Source organism: Paraplanobispora siamensis, assembly GCF_016863175.1.
Classification (GTDB): domain Bacteria; phylum Actinomycetota; class Actinomycetes; order Streptosporangiales; family Streptosporangiaceae; genus Planobispora; species Planobispora siamensis.
In genome coordinates, this window is sequence record NZ_BOOJ01000012.1 from 111,970 (window position 1) to 133,043 (window position 21,074).

The 21,074-nt window shown below is 73.2% G+C and carries 15 protein-coding genes; 5 read left to right on the top strand and 10 right to left on the bottom strand.

Going from position 1 to position 21,074, the window contains the following annotated elements; translation table 11 throughout:
* The first annotated feature begins 77 nt into the window (after nucleotides 1–77).
* Nucleotides 78–875, top strand: a complete 798-nt coding sequence (locus Psi01_RS06145; RefSeq protein WP_204062955.1) for a tyrosine-protein phosphatase — start codon at nucleotides 78–80, stop codon at nucleotides 873–875.
* 103 nt (nucleotides 876–978) lie between these two features.
* On the opposite strand, the gene Psi01_RS06150 is transcribed toward Psi01_RS06145, so the two are convergent.
* From Psi01_RS06150 to Psi01_RS06160, 3 genes are read right to left on the bottom strand one after another with little or no spacing between them, the layout of a single operon-like run.
* On the bottom strand, nucleotides 979–2,706 hold the full coding sequence (locus tag Psi01_RS06150; protein WP_204062956.1) for an ABC transporter ATP-binding protein: 1,728 nt from the start codon (nucleotides 2,704–2,706) through the stop codon (nucleotides 979–981).
* Nucleotides 2,703–4,661, bottom strand: a complete 1,959-nt coding sequence (locus Psi01_RS06155) for an ABC transporter ATP-binding protein (protein WP_239127162.1) — start codon at nucleotides 4,659–4,661, stop codon at nucleotides 2,703–2,705. Before Psi01_RS06155 ends, Psi01_RS06150 begins: the two co-directional genes overlap by 4 nt.
* The gene (locus Psi01_RS06160) at nucleotides 4,661–5,557 is read right to left on the bottom strand and encodes an alpha/beta hydrolase (RefSeq protein ID WP_204062957.1); all 897 of its coding nucleotides are present in this window, start codon (nucleotides 5,555–5,557) and stop codon (nucleotides 4,661–4,663) included. Before Psi01_RS06160 ends, Psi01_RS06155 begins: the two co-directional genes overlap by 1 nt.
* A gap of 117 nt (nucleotides 5,558–5,674) precedes the next feature.
* On the opposite strand from Psi01_RS06160, the gene Psi01_RS44025 reads away from it, so the two are divergent.
* Nucleotides 5,675–6,709 (top strand): helix-turn-helix domain-containing protein, encoded by a 1,035-nt coding sequence (locus Psi01_RS44025; RefSeq protein WP_204062958.1) that lies wholly within the window; start codon nucleotides 5,675–5,677, stop codon nucleotides 6,707–6,709.
* Nucleotides 6,710–6,798: 89 nt separating this feature from the next.
* Here the strand turns inward: Psi01_RS44025 and Psi01_RS06170 are convergent, their stop codons facing one another.
* Together Psi01_RS06170 and Psi01_RS06175 are read right to left on the bottom strand one after the other, a co-directional pair.
* Nucleotides 6,799–7,836 (bottom strand): Gfo/Idh/MocA family oxidoreductase, encoded by a 1,038-nt coding sequence (locus Psi01_RS06170; RefSeq protein ID WP_204062959.1) that lies wholly within the window; start codon nucleotides 7,834–7,836, stop codon nucleotides 6,799–6,801.
* A complete protein-coding gene (locus tag Psi01_RS06175; protein ID WP_204062960.1) occupies nucleotides 7,829–8,737 on the bottom strand; it encodes a proteasome assembly chaperone family protein in 909 nt (302 codons plus the stop codon). Before Psi01_RS06175 ends, Psi01_RS06170 begins: the two co-directional genes overlap by 8 nt.
* A 457-nt stretch (nucleotides 8,738–9,194) precedes the next feature.
* Between Psi01_RS06175 and Psi01_RS06180 the strand changes: the two genes are divergently transcribed.
* The gene (locus Psi01_RS06180; RefSeq protein ID WP_204062961.1) at nucleotides 9,195–10,106 is read left to right on the top strand and encodes a 4-epi-cubebol synthase; all 912 of its coding nucleotides are present in this window, start codon (nucleotides 9,195–9,197) and stop codon (nucleotides 10,104–10,106) included.
* A gap of 31 nt (nucleotides 10,107–10,137) precedes the next feature.
* Here Psi01_RS06180 and Psi01_RS06185 read toward each other — a convergent pair whose 3' ends face one another.
* A complete protein-coding gene (locus tag Psi01_RS06185) occupies nucleotides 10,138–12,195 on the bottom strand; it encodes an ATP-binding protein (RefSeq protein WP_239127164.1) in 2,058 nt (685 codons plus the stop codon).
* 199 nt (nucleotides 12,196–12,394) lie between these two features.
* Here Psi01_RS06185 and Psi01_RS06190 point away from each other — a divergent pair, with 199 nt between their 5' ends.
* Entirely contained in the window at nucleotides 12,395–12,565 is a 171-nt protein-coding gene (locus tag Psi01_RS06190; protein WP_204062963.1) for a hypothetical protein, read from the top strand.
* A gap of 150 nt (nucleotides 12,566–12,715) precedes the next feature.
* Here the strand turns inward: Psi01_RS06190 and Psi01_RS06195 are convergent, their stop codons facing one another.
* The 3 genes from Psi01_RS06195 to Psi01_RS06205 form a co-directional block, all read right to left on the bottom strand.
* On the bottom strand, nucleotides 12,716–13,927 hold the full coding sequence (locus Psi01_RS06195; RefSeq protein ID WP_204062964.1) for an amidohydrolase family protein: 1,212 nt from the start codon (nucleotides 13,925–13,927) through the stop codon (nucleotides 12,716–12,718).
* 222 nt (nucleotides 13,928–14,149) lie between these two features.
* A complete protein-coding gene (locus Psi01_RS06200; RefSeq protein WP_204062965.1) occupies nucleotides 14,150–15,145 on the bottom strand; it encodes an ABC transporter permease in 996 nt (331 codons plus the stop codon).
* The gene (locus Psi01_RS06205) at nucleotides 15,142–17,967 is read right to left on the bottom strand and encodes an alpha/beta fold hydrolase (RefSeq protein WP_204062966.1); all 2,826 of its coding nucleotides are present in this window, start codon (nucleotides 17,965–17,967) and stop codon (nucleotides 15,142–15,144) included. Before Psi01_RS06205 ends, Psi01_RS06200 begins: the two co-directional genes overlap by 4 nt.
* Nucleotides 17,968–18,075: 108 nt before the next feature.
* Here Psi01_RS06205 and Psi01_RS06210 point away from each other — a divergent pair, with 108 nt between their 5' ends.
* A complete protein-coding gene (locus tag Psi01_RS06210) occupies nucleotides 18,076–20,379 on the top strand; it encodes a xanthine dehydrogenase family protein molybdopterin-binding subunit (RefSeq protein WP_204062967.1) in 2,304 nt (767 codons plus the stop codon).
* An 87-nt stretch (nucleotides 20,380–20,466) separates the two neighbouring features.
* Here Psi01_RS06210 and Psi01_RS06215 read toward each other — a convergent pair whose 3' ends face one another.
* The gene (locus Psi01_RS06215) at nucleotides 20,467–21,072 is read right to left on the bottom strand and encodes a GNAT family N-acetyltransferase (RefSeq protein WP_204062968.1); all 606 of its coding nucleotides are present in this window, start codon (nucleotides 21,070–21,072) and stop codon (nucleotides 20,467–20,469) included.
* Nucleotides 21,073–21,074 lie beyond the last annotated feature (2 nt).

A 21,074-nucleotide genomic window follows, 5' to 3' on the forward strand; every position in this document is an offset into this window, starting at 1 on the left:
AGCCAACATCGGTATTTGCGGTAATACGTCCCGCTGTTAACTGTGTAGCCATATATCGATGTATAGACTCCATCGTGATGAACGACTTCACGCGCTGGATAGATCTGGAAGGCGCCGTCAACGTGCGCGACCTCGGAGGGCTCGCCACGGTGGACGGCGGGACCACCTCATTCGGCCGGATCTACCGGTCGGACAACCTTCAGGGACTGAGCGGACGCGACGTCGAGCGCCTGGTCTCCGAACTCAAGCTCCGCCACGTCGTCGACCTCCGCTCCGGACCTGAGGTCTCCATGGAGGGCCCGGGCCCGCTCACCCGCATCCCCGAGGTGAGCATCCACCACCACACGCTCTTCGCCGAGGGCGGCAAGTACACCGACGTCGACGCCGACACGATCGACGCCGACCGGGTGCTGCCCTGGCAGAGCCGTGACGAGGAGGACCTGGCCGAGCTGCGGGTCACCGGCTTCTACTACGCCTACCTGCGCGACCGCCCCGACTCCGTGCTGGCGGCCCTGCGGGCCATGGCCCGCGACGACGGCGCCTCCATCGTGCACTGCGCGGCGGGCAAGGACCGCACCGGCGTGCTGTGCGCCCTCGCCCTGGAGGTCGCCGGGGCCACCCGGGAGGCCATCATCGAGGACTACGTGGCCACCGGGGAGCGCATCGAGGACATCCTGGCCCGCCTGCGGGCCAGCGACACCTACCGCGAGGACCTCGACACCCGCTCGCCCGACGAGCACCGTCCGCGGCGGGAGTACATCGAGAGGTTCCTGCAGGTGCTGGACGACCGCTTCGGCGGCCCGCTGGCATGGCTCGCCGAGCAGGGCTGGACCGACGAGGACACCCGCGCCATGCGCTCCCGCCTGCGCGACTGAGGGCCGCCCCGAGTCGCGATCTCCGGAGCACGCGGGGTCTCGCCGTGGGATCCGGGCGGCCCCCGCGTCAAGCAGCGCGTACGGAGGCCGCCCGATCCCGGGTTCACGCGGAGGCGGCCCGGTCCGCCTCCGCCGGGGCGGAGATCTCCCAGAAGCCGGCGTAGCGGCCGCCGCGGCGCAGCAGCTCGTCGTGGCCGCCCTCCTCCACGATCCGGCCGCCGTCCAGGAAGACGACGCGGTCGGCGCGCCGCACGGTCCGCATCCGGTGCGCCACCATCACCACCGTCCGGCCCGCCATCAGGCGCTCGATGCCGTCGTGGACGGCCGCCTCGTTCACCGGGTCCAGCGCGGAGGTCACCTCGTCCAGCAGCACGACGGGCGCGTCCTTCAGCAGCGCCCGCGCGATCGAGACACGCTGGCGTTCACCGCCCGACAGCAGCGCGCCGCCCTCGCCGACGTTCGCCGCCCAGCCGCCGGGCAGCCGCCCGATCACCTCCTCCAGCCGCGCCGCGGACGCCGCCGCCCGCACCTCGGCCCCGGAGGCGTCCGGACGGCCGAGACGGATGTTCTCCTCGATGGTGCCGTCGAAGAGATAGACGTCCTGGAAGACGACGGCGATCTGCGCCATCAGCACCTCGGTGCTCATGGCGCGCACGTCCACCCCTCCCACGCGCACCGCGCCCGCGTCCACGTCGTGGAAGCGCGCGAGCAACTGCAGCAGTGTGCTCTTGCCCGCGCCCGACGGCCCGACGACGGCCAGCCGCTGTCCCTGCGGCACGGACACCGACAGGTCGTCGATCACCGTACGGCCGCCGTGCCGGAAGGTGACGGAGGCGAACTCCAGGTCGTGGCGGACCGGCCGGACCGGTTCGCGGGGTTCCGGCAGCGGCTCGGTGCGCAGCACCGTGTCGAGCCTGTCCAGCTCGGCGCGTGCGCTGCGCAGTTTGCCGCCGATGTCCGACAGCGACAGCAGCGGGTCGGCGCAGCGGGCCGCGAGCACCAGGATCGTCAGAACCTCCGCCGCGCCGATGCCCCCGCCGAGCGCGAGGTGGGCGCCCAGGACCAGCACGCCGGTGAAGACCGCCTGCACCGTGAACGTCAGGCCCACCGCGCCGGGCAGCGTCGCCAGCACGGTACGGCGGGACGCGCGCTGGAGCTCGCGCAGCGAGCCGTCGAGCAGTTCGAAGCGTTCACCGGCCCGGCCGCCGGCCCGCAGCACCGGCTGGGCCTGGAGGAACTCGACGACCCGCCCGGCGGCCTCCTTGTCGCGCTCGTGGCGCTCGGCGTCGGCGGCGGCCGTCGAGCGGGCCGTCCGGACCTGGATCGCCGCCACGACGGGGGCGGCGGCCAGGGCGGCCAGCCCCAGCCGCCAGTCGAAGGCGAGCATCACCGCGACGATCGTCAGGGGGGTCACCAGGGCGGCGATGAACGGCGCCAGCAGATGCGCCATGATGCTCATCGCCTGCAGGAGACCCTGACCGGCCATGACGGACACCTCGCCGACCCGGCCGGCGCCGTACCAGCCGACGGGCAGCCGGGCCAGGTGCCCGCCGAGCCGGTGGTACATGCCCCGCAGCATCGTGGTCCCGACGCGCATGCCGGACAGGTCGCTGACGTAGCGCAGCACGGCGTAGCCCGCGACCGCGGTCCCGAACGCGGCCAGCCACGGACCGGCGTCGGCGGGCGTGTCCCCGAGCAGCGCCCGCAGCACCGGGACCAGCAGGGCGTAGGACAGGCCCTCGGCCGCCGCCGTGACCGTCATGAGGATCACGGTGCGACGCAGTGCCGGGGCGTACTCGGGCCCCAGCACGCGCAGCAGCATTCGGATCATCGGGCCTCGTCTCCTCGCGGTACGCCGTCGTGGGTCTCGATCTCGGTCCGGCTCTCGATCTGGCTCTCGGTCTCGGTCCGGCTCTCGGTCTCGGCCAGGCTCTCGGTCCGGCTCTCGGTCTCGTCGGCGAGCGCCGACCGGTGGGACCGCCAGAACGCGGCGAACCTCCCGTTCCGGGCCAGCAGCTCGGCGGGCGCGCCGCGCTCGACGATCTCCCCGTCCTCCAGCACCACGACGGTGTCGGCGTCGGCGACCGTCTCCAGGCGATGGGCGATGACCAGGATCGTCCGATCGCCCTCCAGCGTCGCCAGCGCCCGGCGCACCGCCTGTTCGGTCTGCGGATCGGCGAAGGCGGTCGCCTCGTCGAGCACCAGGACGGGCGTGTCCGCGAGCAGCGCGCGGGCCATCGAGATCCGCTGCGCCTCGCCGCCCGACAGCCCGGCCTCCTCACCGATCACCGTCTCGTACCCGCGCGGCAGCTCGAGGATCCGATCGTGGATGTTCGCCAGCCGGGCGGCGCGGACCACGTCGTCTCGGTCGGCGTACGGCACCGCCAGCGCGATGTTGTCCGCGACCGACGCCCGCAGCAGGCGGACGTCCTGGAAGACGAAGGAGACCGTCCGGTAGAGGTCCCGGCTGCCGATCCCGCGCAGATCGGCGCCGCCCAGGAGGACCGAGCCGTGGGTCGGGTCGAAGAACCTGGGCAGGAGCCGGACCAGGGTGGACTTCCCGCTCCCCGACGGCCCGACGACCGCGGTGACCGTCCCCGGTTCGAGCATCAGGTCGATCCCGCGCAGCACCTCGCGGCCGGCTTCGTAGCCGAAGCGGACGCCGCGCAGCTCCACCCGGTGTCCCCGCGGCGCGACCGGGTGCGCGGGCTCCGGCAGCGACCGCACCGCGAGCACGTCCTTGATCCGGCCGACCGCGCGCCGGGCGGCCTGCATGTCGTCGAGGCCGTGGCCGAGGGCCGCCACCGGAGCGGTCAGGCCCAGCCCGAGCAGCAGGAAGGGCAGCAGGTCGGCCGGGGCCATGCCGCCGGTCGCGATCAGGGCCGCGCCGCCGGCCAGCACGACCAGCAGCACGAACGGCGGCGACAGCGCCAGCTGCATCCCGGCGGCGACCTGGGACACGCCGCGCACCCACCGGTTGAAGGCGCCGACGAAATCGTCCGCGGCCGTAAGGAACGCGCGGTGGGCGCGCCCGGATCCGCCGAACGCCTTGACCACCGCGATGCCCTGCACGAACTCGACGACGGAGTCGGCGATCCGTCCCATGGCCGCGTCGAACTCCTCCTGCTCGCGCGTCCTGGCGGGGAGCATCAGCAGCGGGACCAGCGCCACGGCCAGCACCACCGGTATCAACGTGATCAGCGTGAGCCGCCAGTCGACGGCGAACAGGTAGACCAGCGAGACCAGCGGCACCGCGAACGCGGAGACGAGCTCGCCGGGGGCGTGGGCGATGAACGGGTGCACGGCGCTCACGTCCTGCCCCACGACCTTCGCCAGCTCGCCGGTCCGGCGCCGGGAGAACCAGCCGATCGGCACGTGACCCAGCCGCGCGGCCAGCCGCCGCCGGAACGCCAGCTGCACCCGGCCGTCGAGGACATGCCCGATTCCGGCCGACGCGGCCGTGAACACCAGCCGGACGAACAGGCCGGCCGCACCCGCGACCACGACGGACCAGACGTGACCGTGATCGACCGGGCCGGGGGACAGCAGGGCACGGCCCAGTTCGACGACCGCCAGCAACGGCGCCAGTCCCGCGACGGCGCCGATGACCTGCAGGAGGACGACGGCGGCGAAACTCCACGCGTACGGGCGCAGCAGTCCCGCCATGCCCTGCTCCGCCGGAGAGCCGGCGGCCGCGGCGGGACCGGCGGCCGTGGCCGGGTCGGAGGTCGCAGCCGGGCCGGTGGCGGTGACCGAGCCGGTTGCCGTGGCCTGCCGTACGGGCATCACTCGGCCAGGGCCCGGCGCAGCACGGCGCCGAGCTCGGCGATCTGCCGCTGCGACACCTCGGCGGACAGGATCGCCTGCGACCCGTGGAAGGTGCCGGGCCACTGGTGCAGCTCGACCGAGACGCCCGCCTGCAGCAGCCGCAGCGCGTAGAGGATGTCCTCGTCGCGGTTCGGGCACAGCTCCGCGGTGGCGATGTAGGCGGGGGGCAGGCCGGACAGGTCCTCGGCCCGCGCCGGGGCGGCGTACGGCGAGGCGGGCCCGGAGCCCAGATAGTGCCGCCACGACGCGGCGATCTTGTCGTGGTTCACCCAGGGCGTGTCGGTGAAGTTGCGCGCCGACCACGTCTCCTGCCGGTCGTCGAGCTGGGGCTGGTTGAGCAGCTGGAAACGGATCGGCGGGCCCTGCCGGTCGCGCGCCCGCAGCGCCGTCGCGGCCGAGAGCCCCCCGCCGGCGCTGTGACCGCCGATCGCGATCCGCTCCGGGTCGACGCCGAGCTCGGCCGCGTGCTCGGCCGTCCAGGTCAGTACGGCGTAGGCGTCGTCCAGGGCGGCGGGGAAGCGGTGCTCGGGGGCCAGGCGGTAACCCACCGAGATCACCACCGCGCCGGAGACGCCCGCGAGCCGGGTGGCCCACGGGTGCTCGGTGCCCAGGTCGCCCATGACGAACCCGCCGCCGTGCAGCCAGATGACGGCGCCCTGCGCCTGGTACGGGCGGTAGATCCGCACCGCGACGTCCGGATCGCCGGGCACCGTTCGGTCCTCGACCTCCATCCCCGTGGTGTCCGGTGCGGGCACCGCGGCGGCCAGCTCGGCGAACTTCTTGCGCTGGATGACCGGGTCGGTCAGGTCGGCCTGGGGGAACAGCGGGACGAATGCTTCAAGTTCGGGATCCATGCCGGACATCCTCACCGCCTCCGCCCCCGGGACCATCCGCCAACCGTCGGACATCCGGTGCCGATCACGCACCGATCGTTGCCCGCTCTCCCGCCGGGAAGGACTTATCCTCCTGCCATGGAGGCACTGGCGGAACGGCTGTCGCACCTGGACTCGCAGGCCGAAGGCGCGCTCCGGGTCGTCATGTTCTACGACACGCTGATGCGCCGGCGGGTGGATCTGCCGGCGCTGGCCCGGGCCTCGGCGGGCCTGGCCGGGTGCGTGACCGGGATCCGGCTCCACGGCACGGGACGCGTGATCCGCTTCTCGCCCGACGGGGGGCAGGCGCCCGCGGCGCCGCCCGCCGCCTCCGGCACGGCGCCGATCACGCTCGACGAGGAGGAGATCGGCGCGGTGTGGCTGGAACGCCCCGGCCCGCCGAGCCCGCTCGACGAGGTGCTGCTGGACCGGCTCGCCATCGCCGTCGCGGCGACCGTCGAGCGGTACGGCCCCGCCCGCACCACCATGGCCGATCCCGCACTGGTCGAACTGGTGATCAGCGCGGACAGCGACGAGGCGGCCAGGGCCCGGGCGCTACGGCTGCTGGGATTCGCCGCCGACCTGCCGGTCCGCGTCGTCGCGGTGCGGTCGGAGCTCCCGCTCGACCGGGTCGGCGCCATGGTCTGCCCGGCGCGCCTGGTGAAGGCGGCGCCCCTGGCCGACGTGGGCGTCCTGCTGGCCACCACCGTCGATGCGGCCCGGTTCCCCGAGGGCGTGCGCGCGGGCATCGGCGCCGCAGGAAGCCCGGACCGGTCCTGGCAGGAGGCCCGCACCGCCCTGCGCTTCACCACCCCGCGCCAGCCGGTCGTCCACCACGCCGGCCTGGGCGTGATGGCGCTGCTCGCACAGGTGCCCCGGGACGCCGCGCGGGAGAACGCCGACGTGGCCGCGATCGCCCGGATGGCCGATGATCCGGACGATCTGGACACCCTGGACGCCTACTGCGCCACCGGCTCCCTGCGCCGCGCCGCCGACCTCCTGCACCTGCACCACAGCAGCGTCGCCCGCCGGCTCGAACAGCTCGGCAAGACCCTGGGCATCGACCTCACCGAGCCCGCCGGACTGATCCGGGCCAGGCTCGCCCTCACCACCTGGCGGCTGCTCGACGACTGATGCCGCAGGGCTGGCCTGACGTCGCAGGGCGCCCGATGTCGCAGGGCGCCCGATGTCGCAGGGCGCCCGATGTCACAGGGCGCTCGATGTCACAGGGCGACGGTGACGCCCTCGGCGGCGGAGCGGCGGGCGGCCTCCAGGACGCTCAGGGCCTCAACGACCTCCTCGGGGGCGACCGGCGGCGGGGCGCCGTCGCGCACGGCCGGGACCACCGCCCGGTAGAAGTCCAGATAGGCGCCGGGCTCGGTGCGGACCGGGTGGTTGTCCTGGTCGGTTCCCAGCACGCCCCAGCGCTCCTGCGGGTCGTCGCCGAAGCCGGGCGAGTCCGGAGTCAGGCCCGCGCGCAGGCGGTCCTCCTGCACGTCCAGGCCGTGCTTGACGTAGGCCGCCGCCGAGCCCAGCACCCGGAAGCGCGGCCCGAGCTGCGGGGTCACCGCGCTGACCCACAGGTGGGAACGGGCGCCGCTCGCGTGGGTCAGGGCGATGAAGGTGTCGTCGTCGGAGACGACCCCGGTCCTGCGCACGTCCGACTCGGCGTAGACCGAGGTGACCGGGCCCAGCAGGCGCAGCGCCTGGTCGACCAGGTGGCTGCCCAGGTCGTACAGCAGGCCGCCGACCTCCTCGACGCCGCCGACCTCGCGCCAGCCCCCTTTGGGCACGGGCCGCCACCGCTCGAAGCGGGACTCCAGCCGGTTGACGGCGCCCAGCTCACCGGAGGCGACCAGCCGCTCGATCGTCAGGAAGTCGCCGTCCCAGCGGCGGTTCTGGAACACGGTCAGCATCACGCCGCGCTCCCGCGCCAGCTCGGCCAGGTCGCGGGCCTCCTGGGCGGTCGCGGCCAGCGGCTTGTCCACCACCACCGGCAGGCCCGCCTTCAGCGCCGCCTCGGCCAGCGGGACGTGGGTGCGGTTGGGGGAGGCCACCACGACCAGGTCGACGGCGTCCCACAGCTCGTCGGGATCGGACACCGGCCGCGCGCCGTACCGGTCCGACACCTCGGCGGATCGCGCGGGATCGCGCGTCACCACCGCCGACAGCCGCAGGCCCGGCGTCGCGGCGATCAGCGGGGCGTGGAAGAACGCCCCGGCCACGCCGTACCCGATCAGGCCTACCCGGAGCTCAGTCATTGCGGCGTTCGTCCCGCTCGGCGAGGAAGGCCTCGAACTGGGCGGCGAGCTCGTCGCCGGTGGGCATCTCGACGGGCTCGGCGATCAGGTTCTCCCGCTCGGCGCCGGCGGCGAAGGCGTCGTACTGCTGCTCCAGGCCGCTGATCGCGGTGGACAGCTCCTCCGAGCCCTCGATCTGCTCGGCGATCTCCGCGGTGGTCCGGTCCGCGGCGGCGCGCAGGCTCTCCAGGGGGAAGACCAGCCCGGTGCCGCTGGTGACGGCCTCCAGCGCGGTGACCGCGGCCGTGGGGTACTCGGCCTGGGCGAGATAGTGGGGGACGTGCACGGCGTAGCCGAGGGCGTCGTGCCCCTTGGCGCCGAGCCGGAACTCGATCAGGGCGGCCGCGCTGCCGGGGACCTGGACCTTGCCGAAGGAGCTGGTCTGCCCGGCGACCAGTTCGGGGCGGCTGGCGTGCCCGGTGACGCCCAGGGGACGGGTGTGCGGGACGGCCATGGGGATGCCGTGGGCGGTCACCAGCCTGGCGACGCCCAGCCGGGTGACGAGCGTCTCGACGGCGGCGGTGAACAGCTCCCACTCGCGGTCCGGCTCGGGGCCGGTGAGCAGCAGGAACGGCGTTCCCGTCGTGTCGTGGGCCAGGCGCAGGGCGATCGTGGGACTGTCGACGTCCACCCACCTGTCGGTGTCGAACGTCATGATCGGGCGGCGGGACCGGTAGTCGAGCAGGCGGTCCACGTCGAAGGTCGCGATGACCCGGTGCTCCAGTTCGGCGAGGAGGTGTTCCATGGCGAGCCGGCCGGCTCCGCCCGCGTCCACGAACCCGTCGAAGTGGTAGAGCAGCACCGGATCGGTCAGCTCAGGAAGGTCTCCGCTGAGCCGGTAGAGATCCGTCGGGTCCAACACCGTTCTCCAGCCTTTCGTCGATCGTCTCTTCAGGTGAACTCGCGGGGTCCCCGGTGAATTCCGCTGCCCCGGCGACCTGGAGCGAACCCTACCGGGGGACGGGGGATCCCACGCAGCCCGATCACCCGGAGCCCCGGTCCGGTCGCGGGGAGCCCCGTTCGGAAACCGGGGGCTCCAGGAGGGCGTGATCCGAAAGGCCGGTATGGGAATGTCACCGGTCGCGGACACCGTGTGAAATGTTCGGTCGGGACGAATACCTGGAATAACGCGGCCGAAGCTAACCCGGGAGTGCTCCTGCCCTACCCCAGGGGTACCGGGGCCCATTGTTCGTCACGTATAGGAAATTTTGTTCTGTTCGGCCATGCTGGGTGACGTGCCAAGAACCACTGCGCGGTCATACCGGTCCCTCAAGCTCCCCGAGCTGTCGTGTCCTTTCCCCAGTGAGGTGAACCCCCACGTGGAGAGGGTGGACAAGGAGACCATCGACTGGGCGGCGGGTTCGGGCCTGCTGGAGGGCGCCGAGATGGTGGTGAGGTACCGCCAGGCGCGCTACGGCCTGCTCGGGGCACGCACCTATCCCTACGCCGACTACACCATGCTCCGCCTGGTGACGGACTGGTGCGTGTGGTTGTTCGCCTTCGACGACGTCTTCTGCGAGACCGACCGGCACGCCGCCGAGATCGCCAGGACGCTGCCGCAGTTCGTCGCGGTCCTCGACGGCATCGGGGGCTGCGGGCCGGTGGACAACGTCTTCGCCAGGTCGCTGCGGGAGATCAAGGGCCGGATCGCCGAGAACGGCGACGCCGACCAGCTCGACCGGTGGTGCGGCGTCGTCAAGGACTATCTGTTCGCCCAGGTGTGGGAGGCGGCCAACCGGCAGGACTCCGTGGTGCCGACCCTGGCGGACTACATCCTGATGCGGCGGCGGACCGGGGCCATGCTCACCGTCTTCGCGCTCATCGACATGGCCGCCGGACACCGGCTCACTCCCCAGGAGTGGCGCCACCCCGACGTACGGGCGATCACCGAGAGCGCCAACGACGTCGTCGTCTGGGACAACGACCTGATCTCCTACGCCAAGGAGAGCAGCGCGGGCAACTCCGTCAACAACCTGGTGAACGTGCTCGCCCGGCACCGGGGCCACTCCCACCAGCAGGCCATGGACGAGGTCGGCGCGATGCGCGACCGGGCCGTGGCCCGCATGGTGAAGCTGCGGGACTCCCTGTCGCGGCTCGACTCGAAGGCGGTGGACGCCTACGTGCGCGGCCTGGAGTACTGGATCAGCGGAAGCGTCGACTATTCGATGACGAGCTCCCGCTACACGATCGCCTGGCAGGACCGGCAGGACGAGACGCCGCTCGCCGGATAGCCTCCGGACGGGAACGTTCCGGGAACGCCCGTCAGAGGTGCGGGAACGGGTCCTCCGGTCCCTGGTCGCCGAGCGCCAGCTCGACCAGCTCCTCCAGGTTCATCCGCCGTCCCATGGCGAAGGCCTCCTCGAAGGCCGCGTCGCCCAGGAGCCGCTTGCACTCCTTGACCGCCTGGTCGTGCTCGATGTTGAAGAACGGCGAGCCCAGCTGGGGCATCCCGAACGCCCGCCAGTTCTGCTGGCCGCCGCCCATCAGCTGCGAGGCCAGCGCCGGCCGCCCCTCGTCCAGGGTCAGCCTGGCGATCAGCTCGACCGCCAGGCTGATGCCGAGCACGTCGTGGAAGTAGCGCTTGAGCCGCAGGGCCTCGCGGGCGTGGACCATCGCCTCCTCGGCCCTGTTCAGCCCGTGGAAGGCACTGGCCAGGGCGTAGATGGCGTAGGAGCGCAGCCACACCTCGCCGCGCTGGGTGCACACGGCGATGCAGTCGCGCAGGAGCACCTCGGCCTCGGTGGGGTCGTTCTGCATGAGCAGCACCATCGACAGCTCGACGATCGAGGGGAGCAGGCCGGGGTTCAGCTCGCGGCCGCTCTTGTGGAACTCGATCGCGACGCCGAGCAGCGCGCTGGCCTTCTGCAGGTCGCCCTGGAGCCAAGCCGCGGTGCCGAGCATCTTGGTGGCCAGGATGACCGCGCCGGAGTCGCCCACCCGGACCGCGTCGGAGCTGCACTGCTCCGCGGCCTCGATCGCCCCGCTGATGTTGCCCTGGGCGCTGTTGATGTAGGACAGCACCCACAGCGCCTTGCACCGCTCGGAGCTGGGCTGCGAGGCCAGCTCCAGGGTCTTCTCGAGGTACAGCCTGCCCTCGCGGGCCAGCCCGCAGGCCACCCAGAGGAACCACAGGGACGACAGCAGCTCCAGCCCGGCGCCCACCTGACCGGGGGTGCGCAGGCAGTAGTCCAGCGCCACCCGGATGTTGTCGTGCTCGTGGCGCATCCTGACGTACCAGTAGACCTGGCGGGCTCCGGACCAGGCGTCCTCGCTGCGCTTGGCCAGCTGCAGGTAGTAGTCGCGGTGCCGCTCGCGCACGGCCTCGATCTCGCCCAGCTTCTCCAGCCACTCCTCGCCGTACTGGCGCAGGGTGTCGATCAGCCGGTAGCGGTGCCCGGAAGGGGTGCCCTCGCTCAGCAGGATGGACTTCTCCACGAGGCTGGAGACGAGATCCATGATCGACTCGGCGGGGAGGTTCTCGCCCGCGCACACGTAGCGGGCGGCGTCCAGCTCGAAGTCACCGGCGAAGACCGACAGCCGGGCCCACAGCAGCCGCTCGGAGGGCTCGCACAGCTCGTGGCTCCACCCGATCGCGGCGCGCAGCGTCTGGTGCCGGGGCAGCGCCGTACGGCTGGCGCCGGCCAGCAGGCTGAAGCGGTCGGCCAGCAGCGTGAGGATCTGCTCCACCGACAACGCCCGCATCCGCACCGCGGCCAGTTCGATGGCCAGCGGGATGCCGTCCAGGCGGCGGCAGAGCTCGGACACCGGGCCGATGTTGTGCTCGTCGAGGACGAAGCTGGGCATGACCGCGCTCGCCCGGGCGGCGAACAACTGCACCGCCTCGTTGGCGAAGATGTTCTCACCGGGCGTGTCGCCGGGGACGGCCAGCGGCGGGATGGTGACCGTGTGCTCGCCCCGGGCGTTGAGCGACTGGCGGCTGGTCGCCAGGATGGTCAGCCCCGGAGCGTGGGTCAGCAGATCCTCGAAGAGGGCGGCGCAGGCGTCGACGAGGTGTTCGCAGGTATCGATGATCAGGAGGATCTCGCGGTCGCCCAGCCACTCGACCAGCGTCTCGTCCGCCGTCCGCGGCGACTGGTCGGCGATGCCGAGCGCCGAGGTGATCGTGTGCCGGACCATCCCCTGGTCCTGGAGACGGGCCAGGTCGGCGAACCACACGCCGTCCTTGAACTGGCCGCGCACCATGTGCGCGATGCGCAGCGCGGTGCGGGACTTGCCGACACCGCCGATGCCGGTCACGGTCACGAGGCGGTGCTCGTGAAGTCGCTGCCTGAGTGTCGCCAGCAGTCTGGTGCGTCCCACGAAGCTGGTGAGCTCATTGGGGAGATTGCCTTCTCGCCGCCATCCTGATGGCGTTGCCATGGCCGCCTCACGGGGGTAGCTGACACCTGCTCTGGCATCGTACCCCCCGGGTTATCCACTGTCTTTTCGCCCGGGACGAGGGGGATGAGCTTTACCCCACCAGGTCATCACGTACGGTGATCATCATTACCATGGAGACGTGACAGCGCATGAGCCAGACGACCTGCGTCCTGTGGACCTCTTCGAGGACGGCCCGGAGATCCTCCCCGACCAGACCTCCGACGACACCGATCTCGGATGGGGCCGGTGGCAGGACTCCGGCGGCAACGACGACCGCCTGATCGAGGACCGCCCGCCCCACTGGGAGTAGTGGCGCGTTCGGAGACGTGAGATCGGGTACGGCGCGCGTGCCGGAGGGCGGTCCGGTCGGTGAGGTGCGTCCGAGGCCGGCCGGGTGCCGCCCACCCGTGGGGCGTGTCCCCGGTGGGCCGGGTGGGCGGCACCCGCTCCACCGGGCGGGTCACGGCCGGGGGACCGCGGTTCCGCGCATGTAGACGGCCCGGATGCGGTGCGTCGCTTCCGGATCGAGCAGCGGGTCGCCGTCGACGGCCAGGATGTCGGCGTCGTAGCCGGGCGCCAGGCGGCCCTTGCGGTGTCCGAGGCCGCACGCCAGGGCGGCGCGGGAGGTGGCGGCGCGCAGCGCCTCGGCGGGGGTCATGCCGATCCCGGTGAGCTGGGCGATCGCCCACCGCAGCACGTCGTGCGGTTTGAAGGGGGCGATGCCGCCGTCGGTACCGGTGATCATGAACGCGCCGGCCCGGTGCAGGAGCCGGAGATTGGCCGTCATCGCCGGCATCCGGGCGGTGATGGCGGGTGGCATGACGAACCCGGGGATCGGCATGGCGCCCACGGTGACGCCGAGGGCGACCGGCGCGGCGGCCATCGCCTCCGCCAGGCCCTCGGGGACCGGGTCGACCCCGTCGGCGGTCATGAACGAGACGTGTTCCAGGCCGTCGACACCGGCGGCCAGGGCGTCGACGACCGCCCGCGTGCCGTGGGCGTGGGCGGTGATCGGCAGGTCGTGGCGGTGGGCCTCCTCGACCGCGGCGCGCAGCTCGTCGAGGTCGAACTGCGGCAGCTCCGGCCGGCTGCCCGGGGTGAGGTTCCCCCCGCTCGCCATGATCTTGATGACGTCGACGCCGCGTTCGGCGTGCTCGCGGACCGCGGCGCGGATCCCGTCCACGCCGGTGGCGCAGCCGCCCAGGAAGTGGCAGTGCCCGTCCTCGCTGGTGATGGGCGGTCCGGCGGCGACGATCGTGGGCAGCGTCGCGTCGGCGGCGTCGCGCAGCCGCAGGGACAGATAGTCGCGGTCGCCGAGGTCGCGCACGGTGGTCACCCCGCCCCGGGCGGCCTGCCGGGCGGCGGCGGTCATCGCCTCCAGAGCGGCCTCGTCGTCGCGGCCGGCGAGGTGCCCGACCGGGTCCTCGGACGCGTCGAAGGCCAGGTGGACGTGGGCGTCGACGAGCCCGGGAAGGAGCGTGGCATCGCCCAGGTCGACGACGTCGGCGCCCTCGGGGGCCGGCAGGGAGGTGCCGACGGTCGTGATCACACCGTTGTCGATCACGATCACCGGCTCGGGGACCAGCGTGTCACCGGTCCCGTCGAAGAGCCATTTCGCCCGCAGCACGGTGGGCGGTCGCCGCTGGGTCGCGGCGGCATCGGTCGCCGTCATACGCCCAGTGTGCGCCCGGCGGCCCGAGCGGGACACCGGGGTGACCCCCGGGATGACCTGGGGACAACCTCCGTGATCGCCCCGGGAGAGCCTCAGCGGACCCGGGGCGGCCTCAGGGGTTCCGGGCCTCTGGAGACCCGGAGACCTCAGAAGTCCCGGGTCGATCCCAGGAGGTTCCGGGCCCCGGAGAGCCGGGGCGACCCCGGAAGGCCCGGCGGCACCTCAGGAGACGACGTCCTTGCCGCGGAACCGGCGGAAGGCGAAGGCGATCAGGATCGCCGCGTAGGTGACCGACACGGACACGCCCTTGATCATGCCGCTGAAGTCCGGCTCCGGGGCGAGCGCGTCCAGCCAGGCCGTGTTCCAGAACGTCGGCAGGAACTCCCGCAGCGAACCCAGCGCCTCCACCGCCTGCAGGATGGTGCTCACGATGACCAGGCCGACCGCGCCGCCGACCGCGCCGAGCGGGGAGTCGGTGCTGACCGAGAGCAGGAAGGCCGTCGCGGCGACCACGAGCTGGCTGATCAGCGCGTAGCCGATCACGACCCCGAAACGGGGCAGCACGTCCAGCGCCGGGATGACCTCGCCCGTCCCGGGGACGCGCACGTCGTTCCAGCCGAAGGCCAGGGTCCCGGCCAGCAACGCCATCAGCGGCAGGCAGATCACCGCCGCCGCCGAGTAGCCCAGGGCGACGATCAGCTTCTGGCGCAGCAGCCGGTCCCGGGGGATCGGAGCTGCCAGCAGATAGCGCAGTGACGACCAGTCGGCCTCGCTGGCCACCGTGTCTCCGCAGAAGAGCGCGACCGCGACGACCAGCAGGAAGCTCGCCGACACCGACAGCGCGAACGCGGCGAAGTTCAGCCCGCCGTCGGAGGCCAGGTCGGAGATGCGCAGGGAGCTGCCGCCCGGCCGCCCCCATCCGCCGCCGACCTTGAAGGCGATCACCAGCACCCACGGGAGCGCCAGCAGCAGGCCGAACATCACCAGCGTCCGGCGCCGCTTGAACTGGCGCACGATCTCCACCGAGATCGGCAGCGTGCGCTTCGGCGAGTATCCGTACGCGGCCCCGTGCTCCCGGTCCGGCGTGGCCACGGCCGTGCCGCTGCGGGACGGACCCGGACCCGTCCCGCCGGTCGCGCCCGAGCCGGTCGCGCCTGAACCGGACGTACCCGAGCCGGTCGCGGCACCACCGGCCGCGGTGCCGTTGGCGTCGCTCATGCGTTCTCTCCGATCAGGTCCAGGAACACGTCCTCCAGGCGCGTGCTCACCCCGTTGCCGCTCGTACGGCTGCGCAGCAGCTCGCTCACCGGACCGGCCGTGATGAGCCGGCCGCGGTGCATGACCACCACGTGGCTGCACGTCTGTTCCACCTCGGCGAGCAGGTGGCTGGAGACGATGACGGTACGGCCCCGCGCCGCGTAGCGGATCAGGACCGCGCGCATCTCGCGGATCTGGGGTGGGTCGAGACCGTTGGTGGGCTCGTCGAGGACCAGCAGGTCCGGCAGGCCCAGCATGGCCTGGGCGATGGCCAGGCGCTGGCGCATGCCCTGGGAGTAGGTCCGTACGGCGCGCTCCAGGGCGGCGCCGAGCCCGGCGATCTCCAGGGCCTCCTCGATGTGGGCGTCCTCGGCCGGGCGGCCGGTGGCCTTCCAGTACAGCTCCAGGTTGGCCCGGCCCGACAGGTGCGGCAGGAACCCGGCGCCCTCGACGAAGGAGCCCAGGCGGGACAGGACGGGCGCGCCGGGGACGACCCGGTGGCCGAAGATCCTGATCTCGCCCCGGTCGGGGTGGATCAGGCCCATCATCATCCGCATCGTGGTGGTCTTGCCCGCGCCGTTGGGGCCGAGCAGGCCGAGCACCTGGCCGGGCTCGACGGTGAAGGACAGGTCGTTCACCGCGAGCTCGCCGTTGCGGTAGGCCTTGGTCAGGCCCTTGATGCGCAGGGGGGTGGCGTCCAGGGCCGGATCGTAGTCGTCGCGGAGCCTGCGCCGCCCGACGGCGATCAGGACCGCCGCGGCGATCACGGAGGCCAGCGGCAGGGCCCAGGTCCACCAGGCGGGGCCGGTGGAGGGGGCGCGCAGCCCCGTGACGGTGGGAGCCTCCAGAGCCGGGGTGGCCAGGCTGACCTGGTAGACGGCCGAGGAGACGGGGGTGTGATAGCCGAGGTCGGTCGTGGTGAAGGCGACGCGGAGCCGGTGCCCGACCTCGAAGCGGTGGTCGACGGCGGGCAGGGTGACCGTGGCCTCCCCGGCGCCGCCCTCGGGGACGGTGATCCTGACCGGTGAGACGAGTCCTTCGGGCAGAACCGGCGCCTGCGTCCCGCCGGCGGTGTCGTACAGCTTGGCGAACAGCGTCACATCCCGCGGGCCCGAGGCGTCCTCCCGGGTGTCCCCGGCGTTCCCCGTGCCCTCGGCGTCTCCGGCGTCCCCGCCGCCGGCGTCCGGCGCGGTCCCGGCGTCGGCGTCCGGGGCGGCCCCGGTCTCGGCGATCCGGACGCGCACCTTGACGGTGGAGCTTCCGGTGATCTGGAGCGGGGCGGTCAGGGGAGCGGACTCGAAGGCCGCGCTCTGGCCCGCCATGTCCACCGAGAGGCTCAGGTTGGCCGAGCCGGTGCTCAGGCCGCCGAAGCCGGGGATGGCGGAGATCGACGCCGGGGAGCCGCCGGGCGGGTTGGCCACCGGCTGCTCGGGACCGGCGAGCGGGACGGAGGTCCGCTCCGTGCCCGACAGGCCGGGGTAGGCGCCGGTCACGGCGTGCAGCTGGACCGGGCGGCGGGTGCCGGGGTCCCGGCCCCCGTCGCGGGTGACGGTGAAGCCGGCGACCTCGGCGGGTCCGGTCGCGGGGGAGGCCGGGGCGGTGGCGGGGGTCGCCGGGTTCCCGGCGGCGGCGTCCTTCAGATAGTGGTCGAACCAGGCGCGGGTCTGGTCGTGCAGCCAGTCGACCTCGCCGTCGCCGCCGTCGTGGCCGCCGTCGAACCAGGCGACGCGGACCGGCGCGCCGGTCGCGGTGATCGCCTTGGCGTTGGCGTCGGCGTGGTTGAGCGGGAACAGCGAGTCTCGCTGGCCCTGCAGCAGCAGGGTCGGAATCCTGATCCTGCCCTGCACCGAGATGGGGCTGGAGCGGCGCAGCGTCTCCACCGCCGTGGCGGTCGCCCGCCCGGTCTCGGCCACCTCCTGGTACATGTCACAGATCTGCGGCAGGAACCGGCCGCACCGGACCTCCTCGACGGTCGGCGGCCGGATCGCGGCGGGGCTGCGGCCGTTCTGCCCGGCCGGGCCGCCCTGAGCGTCCCCGGCCTCCTCGCCGGTCTCCGCACCGCCCGGGCCGGCGGGTCCGCCGGACCCGCCCTGACCGCCGGCGCCGCCCTGACCGGTCAGCGCGGCCAGGCCGCCCGCGGCCTGCGGGCCGCCGCGGCTGAAGAACAGCCCGGCCCACATCCGCTTGAACACGCCGCTCTCCGGGCCCTGCCCGGTGGCGTTGGGGAACAGCGCGTCGGCCAGGTCGTACCAGGTGATCTGGGGGACGATCGCGTCGATCCGGCTGTCGTGGGCGGCGGCCATCAGCGCGATGGCGCCGCCGTACGACCCGCCGGCGATGCCCACACGCGGGTCGCCGTCCGCGTCGAGCCGGACCTCGGGGCGCTTGGCCAGCCAGTCCACCAGCTGGCGGACGTCCTTGATCTCGTAGTCGGGGGAGTTGAGCGCGATCTGCCCGCCCGAGCGGCCGAAGCCGCGGGCCGACCAGGTCAGTACGGCGTAGCCCTCCTGCGACAGCCGTTCGGCGGCGTCCCGGACGCTCTGCTTGCTGCCGCCGAAGCCGTGCGCGAGCAGCACCGCAGGAGCCTTCCCGCCGCCCGGGGGCGGGAAGAAACTCGTGTCGAGCGGGACGCGCCGGTCGTCGGCGGGCCCGTCGACCACCGTGATCGTCTGTTCCTGGGCGTGTACCGTCGGGCCCGACGGCCACACCAGCCAGGTCACCACACCGATGACCAGCACGGTGACCACCGCGATCCAGGTGACACGCCTCCCCGAAAGCCTCATGCAGGGAGATTACTCACTGGAGCTGAGAGATAGCTGAGACGACCCCCCTGCCCGGCCGGACCATGACGAGCTGTTGGCGGGAGCCGTCCGGCGGCTCATCATCGGATGATGAGCGATGACCGCCGGTACGTCGGGCAGCGGGTGCCGCGCAGGGAGGACGCCCGCCTGGTGAGCGGAAAGGCCCGGTTCGCCGGGGACGTGAGGATTCCGGGGACGGTCCACGCGGTGGTGGTCCGCAGCCCGGTCGCGCACGGGCGGCTGACCCGGTGCGAGGTCAAGACCGCCCTGGCCGCCGAGGGCGTGCTGGACGTGCTGACCCCCGCCGACGCCGCGGGGGTGCGGCTGCCGTGCGTGACGCTGGCCCCCGGCCAGCGGATGGTGGACTATCCGGTGCTCTCCGGTGAGATCCGCTACGCCGGCCAGCCCGTGGCGCTGGTGGTGGCGCGCAGCGAGGCGGCCGCCCGGGACGCCGCCGAGCTGGTCGACCTGGACATCGAGGAGCTGTCCCCGGTGCTGGGCGCCGAGCCCGCTCTGGCCGCGGACGCGCCCCTCCTCTATCCCGAATGGGGCACGAACCTGGTCGCCGACCTCCCGCTGGGGGACTCGCAGGAAGAGTGCGAGGCGGCCGTCGCCGCGGCGGAGCACGTGGTCGAGCTGACGACCAGGCTGGGGCGGGTCACGCCGTACCCGATGGAGCCGCGGGCGATCGTGGCCGCGTTCGAGGACGGCGAGCTGACCGTGTGGACCTCCACGCAGGCGCCGCACCACGCCCGCGACCACCTCGCCGAGGCCCTCGGGCTCGGCCACGGCCGGGTGCGCGTCGTGGCGTGCGACGTGGGCGGCGGCTTCGGCGGCAAGGAGCATCCGTATCCCGACGAGGCGCTGGTGTGCCTGGCGGCGATCCGGCTGGGCCGGCCGGTGCGGTGGGTGGAGTCGCGCACCGAGCACCTGGCGGCCACCCTGCCCGCCAGGGACGCGGTGCACCGGGCCCGGCTGGCTTTCGACGGCGACGGGCGCTTCCGGGCGCTGTACTGCGACATCGTCGGCGACCTCGGCGCGCACCCGTCCAACGCGGGCATCTCCACGTTCGCGGTGACGGCGGTGACGCTGCCGGGACCGTACCGGTTCGACCGGGTCGGCGCGCGCGTGCGCGGGGCGGTGACGACGACCACGCCGACCGGCTCCTACCGGGGCTTCGGCCAGCCCGAGGCGGCGTGGACCCGCGAGCGGCTGATCGAGGAGGCCGCGCGCCTGCTGGGTGTGGACCCGGTGGAGCTGCGCCTGCGCAACCTGCTGCGCCCCGACGAGCTGCCGTACGCCTCCCGGACCTGGCAGACCTACGACTCAGGGGACTACCCGGCCGCGCTGGAGGCGCTGCGCGAGCTGGTACGGCCGCGCGAGGCGGACGACGGGCGGCGGCGCGGGATCGGGTTCTCCTGCCACGTCGAGCCGACCGGCATGGGCCCCTCGGAGGAGATGCGCCAGGCGGGCACCCAGACCGGGGCCTACGAGACGACGGTGCTGCGGATGGAGCAGGACGCCTCGCTGGTCGTCTGCTGCGGGGTGGCGGCCATCGGCCAGGGCATCGAGACGACGCTGGCCCAGCTCGCCGCCGACCACATGGGGGTGCCGCTGGAGCGGGTCAGGGTGCTGCTGGGCGACACGGCCGCCACGCCGTACTCCCCGGTGGGCTCCATCGCCAGCCGGGCGCTCGCGGTCGGCGGCGGGGCGCTGGTCCGGGCGGCGGTACGGCTGCGCGAGAAGATCATGCTGATCGCCGCCCACCAGCTGGAGGCCTCCGCCGGAGACATGGAGATCACGGGCGACGTCGTGCGGGTGAAGGGCGACCCGTCGGCCGCCCGCACGCTGAAGGAGATCGCGGTCTCGGCGTGGCGGGCCTGGGACCTGCCCGAGGGGGTCGATCCCGGGCTGGAGGAGCGGGTGACCTACGACCCGGCCGCCTACACCTGCGCCTTCGGCGCGCACGCCGCGGCGGTGGCCGTGGACCCGGAGACCGGCGCGGTCGAGGTGGAGGGCTACTGGGTGGTCAACGACTGCGGCGTGGCGGTGAACCCGGCGATCGTGGAGGGGCAGATCCGCGGCGGGGTCGTGCAGGGGATCGGGATGGCGCTGACCGAGGAGCTGGCCTACACCTCCGGCGGGCAGCCGCTGATGGACTACTTCCCGCCCGGGGCGCCGGACGTGCCCGACGTCGGGGTACGGCTGATGCAGACCCCGTCCCCGGTGACGCCCGGCGGGATGAAGGGGGTGGGCGAGGCCGGGACCATCGGGCCGCCCGCGGCCATCGGCAACGCCGTGGCCGCCGCGCTGCCCGAGGTCGCCGGCCGGATCACCGCGACCCCGCTGACCCCGCAGGCCGTCTGGTCGGCCCTGTCCGGACAGGAGGGCTGACCGGGCCGGACGGAGGGAGGGCCGACGGGCGAGGCGGTGTCGAAGGCGGGATCAGAGGCGGGATCAGAGGCGGGACCAGAGGCGGGATCAGGCGTCGCGGGGGCCGATCGGCATCCGGTAGTGCACCTCCGTCGCCGGGAACGGCAGGCCCGGCACGTCCTGGACCCGGCCCGACAGGGTGAAGCCGAAGCGCTCGTAGAAGCGGCGGGCGCGGGCGTTGCCCTCCAGCACCCAGAGCCCGGCCTCCCGGTGCCCCATCTCGCGCAGGCGCTCGATCGAGCGCGTCATCAGGGCCAGGCCGAGCCCGGTGGACCAGTGCCCGGGGAGCACGTAGATCGCGTAGACCTCCCCGTTCCCTCCGGCCTCCCCGCCCTCTCCGTCCGCCGCCCGGTCCCGCTCCCGGTCCTGCTCCGGGTCCTGCTCGGGGTCCCGCTCCGACCCGAACACGCTGAACCCCGCGATCTCCTCACCGGGCCCGCCGCCGGTGTCACCGCTCCTCCCGCCGACCAGGAGGTGCCCCCCGCCCGAAGTGGTCCACTCCCGCCAGAACTCCAGCGCCCCGGGCGTGACGCTCAGCCCGTCGAGGAAATCCTGGGGCAGCAGGCCGCGGTAGGCGGCCCTCCAGGTCTCGTTCTTGATCCGCAGGACGGCCTCGACGTCGTCCTGGACGCCATCGCGTACAAAGACTCGCATAT

Coding starts and splice junctions, on each gene's coding strand:
- Psi01_RS06215 (WP_204062968.1), bottom strand. CDS start 21,072: ATGCGAGTCTTTGTACGCGATGGCGTCCAGGACGACGTCGAGGCCGTC.
- Psi01_RS06210 (WP_204062967.1), top strand. CDS start 18,076: ATGAGCGATGACCGCCGGTACGTCGGGCAGCGGGTGCCGCGCAGGGAG.
- Psi01_RS06160 (WP_204062957.1), bottom strand. CDS start 5,557: ATGGATCCCGAACTTGAAGCATTCGTCCCGCTGTTCCCCCAGGCCGAC.
- Psi01_RS44025 (WP_204062958.1), top strand. CDS start 5,675: ATGGAGGCACTGGCGGAACGGCTGTCGCACCTGGACTCGCAGGCCGAA.
- Psi01_RS06205 (WP_204062966.1), bottom strand. CDS start 17,967: ATGAGGCTTTCGGGGAGGCGTGTCACCTGGATCGCGGTGGTCACCGTG.
- Psi01_RS06195 (WP_204062964.1), bottom strand. CDS start 13,927: ATGACGGCGACCGATGCCGCCGCGACCCAGCGGCGACCGCCCACCGTG.
- Psi01_RS06155 (WP_239127162.1), bottom strand. CDS start 4,661: ATGCCCGTACGGCAGGCCACGGCAACCGGCTCGGTCACCGCCACCGGC.
- Psi01_RS06150 (WP_204062956.1), bottom strand. CDS start 2,706: ATGATCCGAATGCTGCTGCGCGTGCTGGGGCCCGAGTACGCCCCGGCA.
- Psi01_RS06145 (WP_204062955.1), top strand. CDS start 78: ATGAACGACTTCACGCGCTGGATAGATCTGGAAGGCGCCGTCAACGTG.
- Psi01_RS06200 (WP_204062965.1), bottom strand. CDS start 15,145: ATGAGCGACGCCAACGGCACCGCGGCCGGTGGTGCCGCGACCGGCTCG.
- Psi01_RS06170 (WP_204062959.1), bottom strand. CDS start 7,836: ATGACTGAGCTCCGGGTAGGCCTGATCGGGTACGGCGTGGCCGGGGCG.